8 protein-coding genes are annotated in these 12,027 nt (G+C 44.1%); 7 read left to right on the top strand and 1 reads right to left on the bottom strand.

Features of this window, described 5'->3' with window-relative positions; translation table 11 throughout:
* The first annotated feature begins 9 nt into the window (after window positions 1-9).
* From NSTC745_RS25670 to NSTC745_RS25655, 4 genes are all read left to right on the top strand, one after another.
* Window positions 10-3,204: an efflux RND transporter permease subunit gene (locus NSTC745_RS25670; RefSeq protein WP_445633501.1), complete on the top strand. Its 3,195-nt coding sequence runs from the start codon at window positions 10-12 to the stop codon at window positions 3,202-3,204.
* 477 nt (window positions 3,205-3,681) lie between these two features.
* Window positions 3,682-3,960: a hypothetical protein gene (locus NSTC745_RS25665; protein WP_445633500.1), complete on the top strand. Its 279-nt coding sequence runs from the start codon at window positions 3,682-3,684 to the stop codon at window positions 3,958-3,960.
* 34 nt (window positions 3,961-3,994) lie between these two features.
* Entirely contained in the window at window positions 3,995-4,249 is a 255-nt protein-coding gene (locus NSTC745_RS25660) for a hypothetical protein (RefSeq protein ID WP_445633499.1), read from the top strand.
* A gap of 276 nt (window positions 4,250-4,525) precedes the next feature.
* Window positions 4,526-6,142: an ABC transporter ATP-binding protein gene (locus NSTC745_RS25655; RefSeq protein WP_445633498.1), complete on the top strand. Its 1,617-nt coding sequence runs from the start codon at window positions 4,526-4,528 to the stop codon at window positions 6,140-6,142.
* A 161-nt stretch (window positions 6,143-6,303) separates the two neighbouring features.
* Here NSTC745_RS25655 and NSTC745_RS25650 read toward each other — a convergent pair whose 3' ends face one another.
* Window positions 6,304-6,888, bottom strand: coding sequence for an endonuclease dU (locus tag NSTC745_RS25650; protein WP_445633497.1), 585 nt, complete (start codon window positions 6,886-6,888; stop codon window positions 6,304-6,306).
* 293 nt (window positions 6,889-7,181) lie between these two features.
* On the opposite strand from NSTC745_RS25650, the gene NSTC745_RS25645 reads away from it, so the two are divergent.
* The 3 genes from NSTC745_RS25645 to NSTC745_RS25635 all read left to right on the top strand — a co-directional run bounded on the left by NSTC745_RS25645 (window position 7,182) and on the right by NSTC745_RS25635 (window position 12,015).
* Window positions 7,182-8,399: a sigma-70 family RNA polymerase sigma factor gene (locus NSTC745_RS25645; RefSeq protein WP_445633496.1), complete on the top strand. Its 1,218-nt coding sequence runs from the start codon at window positions 7,182-7,184 to the stop codon at window positions 8,397-8,399.
* 2 nt (window positions 8,400-8,401) lie between these two features.
* Complete coding sequence (locus NSTC745_RS25640; protein ID WP_445633495.1) at window positions 8,402-9,541, top strand: DUF1822 family protein; 1,140 nt, start codon at window positions 8,402-8,404, stop codon at window positions 9,539-9,541.
* Between the two features lie 137 nt (window positions 9,542-9,678).
* A complete protein-coding gene (locus NSTC745_RS25635) occupies window positions 9,679-12,015 on the top strand; it encodes a CHASE2 domain-containing protein (RefSeq protein ID WP_445633494.1) in 2,337 nt (778 codons plus the stop codon).
* Window positions 12,016-12,027: the final 12 nt, after the last annotated feature.

Raw genomic sequence — 12,027 nt, 5'->3', positions numbered from 1 at the left:
CACTCGCTCATGTCGATCGCGAACAACTTTATCAAACGCCCGGTTTTAACTACCGTTTGTTCTTTAGTGATTCTGCTTTTGGGAGGCGTGTGTATTCCGCTACTCCCACTCAATTATTTGCCAGATATTGCACCGATCCGAGTTCAAATCTCTGCAAACTACACTGGCGCGGATGTTTTAACGGTCGAAAGTGCAGTGACGACAACCCTAGAGCGACAGATTAACGGTGTCGAGGGTATGCAGTACATGACCTCAAACAGTTCCGCAGGTAGCAGCCAAATCTCAGTATATTTCGGGTCAGAAACTGATAAAAATATCGATCAAGTAAACGTGCAAAATCGGATTGCCCGTGCCACACCCCGCTTACCTACGAGCGTGCAACAACTTGGGGTGACCGCGCAAACGGCTTCCACCAGTATTTTGTTGGTGTATACGTTTTATGCAGAAAATAATGAATACGACCCGCTGTTTATCAGTAACTATATTGACCTGAATTTACGCGATCAACTCCTGCGAACGCCGGGAGTGGGCGATTTAACGATTTTTGGTGAAAAACGCTACGCCATGCGGCTGTGGCTCGATCCCAATGCCTTGGCGAGTCGGCAATTAACCGTAGCAGATGTAGCGACGGCATTGCGATCGCAGAACATTCTGGCAGGGGCAGGAACCTTGGGTCAAGCGCCCATACCCCCCGGCCAAAGCTATGAAATTCCGCTGCGAGTCAACGGCCAGTTCAAAGATGCTTCTGAGTTTGGCAATCTCGTTATTAAAGCCGGGAGTAATGGGGATTTAATCAAACTTCAAGATGTAGGCCGTGCCGAACTCGGCTCGGAGACTTACGCTAGTAATGCGAGAAATAATGGTAAGCCTGCCATTGGTCTGGCAATTTATCAGTCGCCAGGAAGTAATGCCCTCGATGTGGCGAGAAACATTGAAGCGCAGATGGACGAGCTGGTGAAAGAGTTTCCGCCGGGATTGAAAACCCAGATTGTTTACGATACCGTTGGGTTTGTGCAAGCATCGCTCGAAGAAGTGGTGAAAACTTTAGTCGAAGCGATCGCTTTGGTTGTGTTAGTGATTTTTCTGTTTCTCCAAGACTGGCGAGCCACAATTATTCCCATCGTTGCGATTCCGGTTTCGCTGATCGGCGCATTAGCATTTGCTTACGCATTTGGATTTTCACTCAATAATTTAACTTTATTTGGGTTGATCTTAGCCACCGGATTAGTGGTTGATGACGCGATTATCGTTGTCGAAGCCATCGCCGCCAAAATTGAACAGGGAGTTAGACCCCTGCAAGCCTCCTTTGAAGCAATGGAGGAACTGACGGGAGCCGTAGTTGCAACGTCGCTGGTGTTGATGGCGGTGTTTATTCCGGTGGCATTTTTTCCAGGTTCCACCGGAAAAATGTATCAACAATTCGCCTTAGTAATTGCATTCTCCATCGCCATCTCGACCTTTAACGCGCTTTCCTTCAGTCCTAGTATGGCTGCGATTTTACTGCGTCCGCCACAACCCAAACGCGGCCCCTTGGGCTGGTTTTTCAACAAATTTAATCAGATACAGCAATGGATTATTCAACGGTTTATTGCGATCGTCAAATTTCTGATTCGCCTGCGTTACGCTGTCGTGGCATTGTTTGTGGTGGGTTTAGCCGCAACTTACTTCATGTTTACCCAGGTGCCCACAGGATTTGTTCCCAGTGAAGACCAAGGTATTGTGTTAGGGATTATTCAAGCTCCCGATGGGGTTTCCCTGGCTTACACCGATGGAGCGATCGCAAAACTCGAACAAATTCTGGCAAAAGAACCAGAAATTGATAACGTTTTCGCAACTTCAGGATTTGGCTTTGCAGGTAGTGGCTCGAATCGCGGCGTGTTTTTTGCCAAGCTCAAACCTTGGGAAGAACGTACCAAACCAGAGCAAAGTGCGACGGCAATCTTAGGGCGAATTAATGGCGCATTTGCAGCGATTCCAGAAGCCATTATCACCGCAGTCAGTCCACCACCGATTCAAGGCTTTAGTACCTTAGGCGGATTTGAGTTACAACTAGAAGACCGCACCAACGGGCGATTGACAATAGACGATTTTTTTGCAACTGCCCAAGCCGTAATCGCCCAAGCCAACCAACAACCAGCCCTGAACGGCGGCGTGTTTACCCAGTTTACCGCCAGCACACCCCAGTTTCAAATCGACTTCGATCGCAATCGCCTACAAGCACTCAACGTGGATTTTCAGCAAGCTGTGAACACACTCTCAGCTGCCATTGGTTCGCAGTATGTGAATGATTTTACCCTTGGACAGCAAAGCTATCGCGTTTATGTCCAGGCAGAGGGCGACTATCGGCAATCGCCAAATGATATTCGTCAATTGTATGTGCGATCGGCAAACAACCAAATGGTGCGATTGAGTGAAGTGGCAACACTTACGCCCATTACAGGGCCAGCCGTCATTTCCCACTACAACGGCTTCCGCGCCATCAGCATCCAGGGTAGAGAAGCCCAAGGTTACAGTAGCGGACAAGCAATTCAAGCAATGCAGCAAGCGGTGAACGCAGCAACAATACCAGGCGTTGGTAGTGACTGGATAGGAACTGCCCGCGAAGAATTAGCCGCAGGTAACTTGGGGATTCTAATTTTTGGCTTCGGAATCGTGATGGTATTTCTCACCCTTTCGGCTCAGTATGAAAGTTATGTTGACCCTGCGATTATTTTGTTAACCGTACCGTTAGCATTGTTAGGTGCGTTGAGTGCCTTGTCTTTGCGGGGTTTAGTGAACGATGTCTACGCAAACGTAGCATTAGTAATGTTGATCGGACTTGCCTCGAAAAACGCGATTTTGATTGTCGAATTTGCTAACCAAGCCCTTGAACAAGGGATGACAATTCCAAAGGCAGCTTTAACCGCCGCCCAAGAGCGATTTAGACCGATTGTCATGACATCAAGTGCCTCATTGCTGGGATTTTTCCCCCTTGTCATCGCCTCAGGAGCTGGTTCTGCTTCGCGCTGGTCGTTGGGAACGGCGTTGTTTGGGGGGCTACTCGTGTCCACAATCTTAAGTTTGCTCATCGTTCCAGTGCTGTACGTAATCATCAAAAACTTAGAAGAACGCTTCTTAAAGCGCAAACCTTCTACTCGCTCTGAGTCGCCTTCCCCAGATGGACGAGCAACAGCGATATCTACGACAAATCCACAAGCTAAGTAAGTGGACACAATTATTTAGAAGACGCATTTCGACTGCGCTCAATGCTCGATCCTTGAGAAGACGAGGGTTGAGTTTCGACTACGCGGTAATCGAGCGTTCGCGTAGCGTCTCGTAGAGAAGTCGAGATTCAACTTCCGCGAAGTCGAAACCCGGCAACCTCAAGTTAGGTTTAATTTAGTCCTTCTACTTAAATCACCTGTGACCATAACGCAAAATAACGACGATAACGCATCTAATGATTCAAAGCATTGAATAAAGAATGCAAAATTCACAATAGATTGCTCGGTTAATAATTTTGAACTCAGAATTTGGTTAAGGGAAAAGTTAAAGGTTTTCTTTCCCCTTAACCAAATTTTGGTGAATGAGACTTTGATATTACAAGAGGTAAAAATTAAGGCGCGAGTTTGTAAGTTACAAAGATAATCAAAGTATACCCGCATGAATCTAGCGGGAATATTAAGCATCGGAGCAAAGCAAATGAACGCCAAACTGATCGCTTTTTCTGGCATCGTCACGGCATTTTTAGGTGCAGGAATAGGTTTTGTTGTTGCTCATTTACTTCCTTGTCCGTACACAAGCCAAATGTATAAAGATTTGGATCGAAAATACGCCATTGTTGGTGCAGTTGCTGGCTTGCTGATTGGTTCAAGCCAGGAAATGATTCGAGAACTCAAGCAAGAACGCGACGCAGAAGAAGACTTGTTGCGGGATCTTGATAAAGCCATTCGCTCAAATACTAACAAAGAAAATCGCTAATTCTCTTACCAGCCCCAACGGAGAAGGTTAATTTTTGCTCTTTGATGCAACAAAGGTGCAGGTCGATGCAACAAAGGTGCAGGTCGATGCAACAAAGGTGCAAGTCGATGCAACAAAGGTGCAAGTCGATGCAACAAAGGTGCAAGCCGATGCAACAAAGGTGCAGGTCGATGCAACAAAGGTGCAAGGCGATGCAACAAAGGTGCAGGTCGATGCAACAAAGGTGCAAGTCAAGAGACTTGCGTGCGATCGCACTAGGGGCTTTACAGATGTCATTGTGTCAACTTAACGTCAAACCCTTGTAAAGATGTGATATTCAGTACTTTGACTTAGCATCAAGATCCGCGTTACCCCACCCCGGTTTTGTCTAAAGCCAAAACTGCCCCTCCCCTTAGAAAGGGGAGGGGTTGGAGGTGGGGTAAAACGCTAATGAAATAAGCCTTTGAGCTTAAGTTGACACGTATGCACAGCTGTAAAGCTCCTACCCGCGTACTTCATTTACCTGAAAAACGCTCTAATTTGTACAGTGAGTAAGAAAGCTACAACAAGTAAGAGAAAGTCATAAATGAATAAATCGGTTTCTCGGTTAGAGGTTAGAAATATTAGTAAATCGTATTCTGGTTTTGTGGCAAATCATCAGGTAAACTTAGCAATTCAGCCGGGAGAAATTCATGGACTTTTAGGGGAAAATGGAGCCGGTAAGACTACTTTAATGAAAATTATCTATGGCTTGGTGCGTGCGGATAGCGGCGAAATTTTTTGGGAAGGCCGACAGGTTAATATTAATAGTCCAGAGTCGGCCATATCTCTGTTAATCGGAATGGTATTTCAGCACTTTAATTTATTTGAAACGCTGACTGTTACAGAAAATATCGCTCTGACGCTACCTCGTAGCGAAAAATGGGATTTATCACGAGTTGCTAAAAGAATTATCACTCTATCGGCAGCATACGAACTAAATATAGACTGCGATCGCCCCGTTCATACTCTTTCAGTTGGTGAAAAACAGCGCCTAGAAATTCTCCGGTGTTTATACCACCGTGCAAAACTGCTGATTTTAGATGAACCAACGGCAGTTCTCACTCCTCAAGAAACACAAAGACTCTTCGCTACTTTAAGGCAAATCGCCTCCGATGGTTGCAGTATTTTATTCAGCAGTCACAAGTTATTAGAAATGCAATCTCTGTGCAGCCATGCTACAGTTCTGCGTCAAGGTCGAGTCGTTGCCAATTGTAACCTCAAAGCAGAAACACCAGCGAATCTGGTCAGGATGATGATTGGTGATGTGTTAGGGAATGGGGCATTGGGCATCGGGCATCGGGCATTGGGCATCGGGCATGGTAGGAAAGAAGAATTACTTTCTTCCTCATCTCCCCATCTTCCCACCTCCCCATCTCCCTCCTTTCCCTCACAACAACCACCAGGGCCGGTTTGCTTGCTGGTTAAGGATTTACATCTTAAACCCCAAAATCCTTACGGTACAATCTTGCACAACATTAATATGGAAATTCACACTGGTGAAATCGTTGGTATTGCTGGAGTGGCAGGGAACGGACAGACAGAATTATTATCAGCTTTGAGTGGTGAAATCATCTCTCCTCAGGCAGAAATGATTATGCTAGGTGAAATGCCCATAGGCAAAAGTAATGTTACTCAACGTCGCCGCTTGGGATTGGGATATGTTCCAGAAGAACGTTTAGAAAAAAGTGTAGTGCCGAGTTTAAGTTTAGTCGAAAATGCTTTGCTCACAGCCCACGGGCAGGGGTTGTTACGTCGGGGGATAATTCGCTTTGGCAAGTTAAAAACCTGGACTCAACGAATTTGCGATGCTTTCAATGTCGATAGAGCAGGGGTAAATTCTGTTGCTGCTACTTTATCGGGGGGGAACTTGCAAAAGTTTATTATGGGGCGGGAGATATCCCAAAATCCAGCAGTATTGATTGCAGCGCATCCAAGTTGGGGCGTAGATGTGAAGGCCACTGCTAAAATTCATGAAGCATTGATTGAAATGCGAGATACAGGCGCAGCAGTGCTAATAATTTCTGAAGATTTGGACGAATTGTTTGCATTGTGCGATCGCATCGGTGCAATCTATAAAGGACAACTTTCTCCTCTCAAGCCAATTGCACATACTAACCGCGATGAAATTGGTAGTTGGATGGGAGGAATTGGCTTTAATTGAAGGGGGCAGGGGGCAGGTGTGGGAGGTGTGGGAGGTGTGGGAGGATGAGGAAGAAATTTTTCCCCCCTCTCTCCCCACACTCCCCACACTTCCTTGTCTCCTCTGCTCCCTGCCTTCTGCCTCCTGCCTTCTTATAACGACAATTTTTAACACCAACCCACTTATGCAGAGCTGCTGCTTTCTCCAGTTATGACAGCAGATGTAATTAAATGTGCCAAACGTAAAGCTTCTGGCACTTTGCCACAGTCAGTTAAGCTCTGAAGCACCTTAGCTACTACAGCAGGTTGTTCGCCGACAACTTGAAAGAAAAACGGTGAATAATCATAAATCGCCCCAGCAAACTGTAAAAGTTTCTGTCGCTGTTGGAAGTCTGGCAGACGACTCATCGCTTCTTCAACAGCAACTAAATCGGGTTGGCGGCGCATCACAGTAACGCAGGGTAATTGCAGGCGATTGGCTAATTCTGGAAGATTGACGAGGTTAAACCCGCCAAATGCAATTCCATCTAATAGTAAGATATGTAGTTGTGGTAAAAATTTCCTTCCTATCAACAACTTGCAGATGACTTCCGTCGCATCGAAACCATCTTGTTGTACTTCACCCCACACCATACCTTCAAATCGAGTTCCTGCACACACTATCCCAGCTATAGATACATTGCCACCAGCACCCCGAATAAAAGGGGCATCATCGAAGCCAATAACGCGAATAGTACGATTGAGTTTCAGTAGAGATTCAAGTTTCATTAAGCTACGTCTTTTGAGCATCAGGCGAACAAAACAAAAAATGGCGTTGCTCAATTGCGGTATCAATCCAGATGTAGAGACGTTGCAATTGCTAGTCTCTACAGGATTTTGATATTATGCACAATCGTTTTCATATATGAAATCAGCAACGCCCAAAAAATTAACCCTGGTGATGGTATGAGCAAGAGTTCTTTCAAAATTTCTGATTAAATTACACTATGCCATCGATGGGTTGGTTCTTTCTTAAAAAGTAACAACTATACTTATTTTTGAAGGTTCATCGCTTTGAATCCATGCGTCCTCGCCAGAACATCTCGGAAATATTTTCGACTTTCATCCAATTTGAAGCCGATCGCTTCAACTGTTGGATATATGATGCCAAACTACGGCGCAGTATCCAAAATCGCTTGGTACAGATATCAGAAACAAAAAACTCAGAAAATTTTTGGGCAATTTACTGGCATAAGAACTGGCAAAATCAGCCCAACTCTCTAGCTGAGGCACATCTATCGGCTTATCTGCAAGAAACTTGTTATTGGTCAGCACAAAGGACAATTCCTCAAATTCGTAGCGTCCAGTGTACCTTGTTTGACTGTTTTCAAATAGCGATCGCAGAAGTACCAAAAATCCTCAAAGCTTGCGATCCCGACCAAAAAGCTACCCTGAAAAGCTACAGCAATGTGGCTTTTGGCAATGTAATTCGTGATGCTTTGCGCCAAAAACAAGAAATAGATTTTTGTAACGATTGGGCGTTGCTACTAAAATTGAGCCGCAAGCGACTACAGGAATCTTTACACAATGCTGGGCTAACAGATGAAACTATTGCTTGTTACCTGTTAGCTTGGAAATCTTTTACAGATGGTTATATCCTGGGCAAATCGCCAGGAGTGCGGAAGTTGCAAAGACCCGATGGAGATACTTGGGAAGCAATTGCTCAACTCTACAACCGCGATCGCTTAACGCAACTTAACCCCCCAGGCGCAGAAGCCAACGCCCAAACTCTAGAAAAATGGCTGCTGTTATCTGCAAAATACGCACGTTCTTATTTATATCCTGTGGTTTCTTCACTCAACGCGCCGAAAATAGGTCAAGCAGATAGCGAATTACAAGACGATTTACCAGACACTACTCAAAATGAATCTTTATTAGCAGATTTAATCGCCACAGAAGAAGCAGATATTCAAAAAAATCAACAACAAGAAATCCAAAATTTATTAATTACTACGTTGGCAAAACTGCCTCTGCGATCCCAAGAATTGCTGAAATTATACTATCAACAAGGACTGACTCAACAACAAATTGCCAAACAACAGCAAGTCCAGCAATATCAAGTATCGCGGCAATTAGCGAAAGCTAGAGAATCTTTATTGCTGGCGATCGCCAAATGGAGTCAAGAAACAATGCATATTTCTCCGACTTCCAACGTGGTTAAACATATTAGTGCAGTATTAGAGGAATGGTTACAAAATTATTTCAGTAATTTAGAACCTCAATCCTCAAAGGAGCAATAGCTATGTCATCATTTTGTGTTCCGCCGACTCAGCTGTGGTTAGAGGTATCTCCTGAAGTTCAAAATCAATCTTGGCAGCAAAGCCAATCTAGCGTTAGTCCCCGTAGCCGTTGGAATGTTTTTCTCAATCAAGTATGCGTTAGTACTTTTTTGCCTTGGTTACAAGCAGAATACGTGCCAGAAGCTACTATTGATACATTGCCAATAACGTGGGAACTAGTCAATGGCACTGCTATAAATCTTGATACAAAACGCTTGATTTTAATTCCAGATAAAAGTCTAGAAACTAGAGAATTTTCTGTACCCCAAGAATGGATAGATATTCCTCAATGGGCAGGAGATTATTATTTAGCTGTACAAGTTAATCCCGATGGGGAGTGGATGAGAATTTGGGGTTATACTACCCACGAGCAATTAAAAAATCAAGGTAACTACGATTCCCAAGAACGCACTTACTCTTTAGATGCTACTCAAATGATTGAGGATTTAAATGTACTTTGGGTGGTACGTCAACTATATCCTGAAGAACAAACACAAACAGGAATCGCTCCTTTGCCTGTTTTATCAGCGACTCAAGTAGAAAATCTCTGGCAAAGATTAACAAGTCCAACAATTACTAATCCTCGCTTGGAATTACCCTTTGAAATCTGGGGAGCCTTGTTAAACAGCGAAGACTGGCGGCAAAGATTCACACACAAGCCAGCACTTATTAACTTGCGCCAGTGGTTCCAAAATATAGTTGCAGATAGCTGGCAAACAATAGAAACCTACTTGGGTACGCAGCCAGATTTCGCCTTTAGCTTTCGTCAAGTTGCTGATGCAGCAGAGCGATCGATCCAACGAGTTAAGGAAATTGAGTTACCAAATAATCAAGCTGTAGTTTTAATGTTGACATTGACAGCAGAAATAGATGGTAGAGTAGGAATTCGCGGTCAACTATATCCTAAAGAACGCAATTTATTTTTACGTAGAAATATTAGTTTGGCGTTGATTTCTGCTTCCGGAGAAATTGTCCAATCAGTGCAAGCAAGGGAAGCAGATAACTCAATTCAACTCAAACGCTTTAAATGTCCGCAAAATACACGGTTTAGTCTTCAGGTTGTTTTAGATGATTTTAATTTTATTGAGGAGTTTGAAAGTTAATAGTTGGGTATTGAGCATTGGGCATTGGGCATGGGGCATTGGGAAAGGGAAAGGGGAAAAGGGGAGAGATTAAATTTATTCCTTTTCCCTTTAACCTTTAACCTTTTCCCCTACCTCCCCTACCCCAGTCTCCACCTATGAGCAAACTGATTGTCCTCAACTTAGGAAAAGGAAACTTACACCAAGGCTTTCCCGCGGTTATTGCTCAACTTTGGCAAACGGACACTCCTACTCCCATGCAATTTACAGGTGGATTGCCTGCTGCACCACAATTGGAGCATCTTTATCAACGTTGGCAACAAATGTATACAGCTTTGTATGCTAGTTTGGGTTGGCGCAGCGGCAACATTGCAGATTTTGAAATTGATGAGGAAGATGTTACCCATATTTCCCAAACAGAGTTTGACAACCTCTGCCAAGAATTACAAGACAGTCTAAATACATGGCTAAATAGTTCGCTGTTTCTCAATATTGACCGGAAACTACGTACTCAACTCTCACCAAAAGAAGAAATTCGTTGCATAATTACTGCCGAATTGCCGCAGGTTTTAAAGCTTCCTTGGTGTCTGTGGCATTTTTTTAGCGATTATCCACAGGCTGAAATTGCTCTGAGTCCGCCAGAGTATGCTCGTGTGAAGACAAATCCTCAAAAGAGTAAAGGTAAAGTCAGGATTTTAGCAATTTTAGGCGATCGCCAAGGCATCGATCTCGAAAAAGACCAAAATTTACTGCGACAATTACCTAATGCCGAACTCAAGTTTTTAGTTGAACCCAACCGTTCCCAACTTACAGAACAGTTATGGGAGTCAGGCTGGGACATTCTTTTTTTTGCAGGACATAGTTCCAGCCAAGGAAAAGGGCGAATGCTGCTCAATTCTGGAGAAAGTTTAACCATTGACCAATTAAAGTATGGTTTACAAAAGGCGATCGCTCAAGGGTTGCAGCTGGCAATTTTTAACTCTTGTGATGGTTTGGGATTAGCCGAAGATTTAGCCGATTTGCATTTACCCCAGGTAATTGTCATGCGCGAACCCGTACCAGACCGGGTGGCGCAGGAATTTTTGAAGCACTTTTTGACACTTTTTTCAAGAGGCAAAACTTTATATGCAGCCGTCAGGGAGGCAAGGGAAAGATTACAATCTCTAGAAGATGATTTTCCCTGCGCTACTTGGCTACCTGTAATTTGTCAAAATCCAGCAGAAATTTCCCCCACCTGGCAGGATCTCTGCGGTGGTCGGTTGGGTTTATATCTGCCGCGTCCCAATTTCAAGCAATTACCAGCAGTTTTTTTAAATAGCTTCAGCGTTACTTTAATTATCGTATTAATACGGTTATTCGGTGGGCTGCAAACCCTAGAACTAGAAGCCTTCGACAAGTTAATGCAACTGCGACCCAAAGAACAGCCAGACTCCCGGCTTTTAGTAATAACTATTACCGACCAAGATATTCAAGCACAGGGACACGAACCGCGCCAAGGCTCTTTATCTGACAAGTATCTGAATCTCTTATTAACCAAACTAGAACAATATCAGCCAGTGGCTATTGGTCTAGATATATACCGAGATTTTCCAGTAAGTAACGATCGCCCAGAACTAGCCAAGCGGATGCAAAAAAGCGATCGCTTAATTGCAATTTGTAAACGTGCTGACCCCAAATACGACCCCGCAGGTATTTCACCTCCGCCGGAAATACCAGAAGCACGGCTAGGTTTTAGCGATTTTGTTGAAGACAACGATGGCGTACTCCGTCGCCATTTGTTGGCGATGACTCCCAACCCGATTTCGTCAAGTTGTACTGCGGCTTCTGCCTTTAGCGTGCAGCTAGCATTTGTTTATTTGAAAAAACAGGGAATTACAGCCAAATTTACCGAAAACTGGGATTTGCAGCTGGGAAATAAAATTTTTCCACGCTTACAAAATCGAACTGGCGGTTATCAGTCCATAGATGGCCAAGGTAGTCAGATCTTACTAAATTACCGTTTTTCGCCTTCCGTGCAAGCGATCGCACCTCAAGTTACCCTCAGCCAAGTCTTGAACGGACAAGTTAACCCAAATGCCCTAAAAAACCGGATTATTCTGATTGGCGTCACCAGTAACAGTAGTAGCGATTACTGGTATACACCAGATGGAAAAAACCCTTCAGAAATTATCCCAGGCGTAATTATTCAGGCACAGATGGTCAGCGAAATACTCAGTGCTGCTTTAGACCAAAGACCCTTGTTATGGGCTTGGAGCCAATGGGCTGATATCTGCTGGATTTTGGGTTGGTCTTTGACAGGTGGTTTGCTGGCTTGGTATGTTCGCAAAACAGCTTATCTCAGTATTGCTATAACCGCAGCATCGGTTATTCTGTTTGGACTTTGCTTAATCGTATTGACTCAAGGCGTCTGGATACCTTTAGTACCACCGATGATTTCTTTGCTACTTAGTAGTACTATATTCATCTTTATTAGCAAAAAATTCCAGAAATTATAGGCAAGCGAAGTG

The sequence above is a fragment of the Nostoc sp. DSM 114161 genome (assembly GCF_052692665.1).
The sequence above is the reverse complement of the archived record's forward strand: the minus strand, read 5'-3'. Positions and strand labels throughout refer to the sequence as shown.

Excerpts from the sequence above, each read along its gene's own strand:
- NSTC745_RS25670 (WP_445633501.1), top strand. The coding sequence starts at position 10 with ATGTCGATCGCGAACAACTTTATCAAACGCCCGGTTTTAACTACCGTT.
- NSTC745_RS25665 (WP_445633500.1), top strand. The coding sequence starts at position 3,682 with ATGAACGCCAAACTGATCGCTTTTTCTGGCATCGTCACGGCATTTTTA.
- NSTC745_RS25655 (WP_445633498.1), top strand. The coding sequence starts at position 4,526 with ATGAATAAATCGGTTTCTCGGTTAGAGGTTAGAAATATTAGTAAATCG.
- NSTC745_RS25650 (WP_445633497.1), bottom strand. The coding sequence starts at position 6,888 with ATGAAACTTGAATCTCTACTGAAACTCAATCGTACTATTCGCGTTATT.
- NSTC745_RS25645 (WP_445633496.1), top strand. The coding sequence starts at position 7,182 with ATGCGTCCTCGCCAGAACATCTCGGAAATATTTTCGACTTTCATCCAA.
- NSTC745_RS25640 (WP_445633495.1), top strand. The coding sequence starts at position 8,402 with ATGTCATCATTTTGTGTTCCGCCGACTCAGCTGTGGTTAGAGGTATCT.
- NSTC745_RS25635 (WP_445633494.1), top strand. The coding sequence starts at position 9,679 with ATGAGCAAACTGATTGTCCTCAACTTAGGAAAAGGAAACTTACACCAA.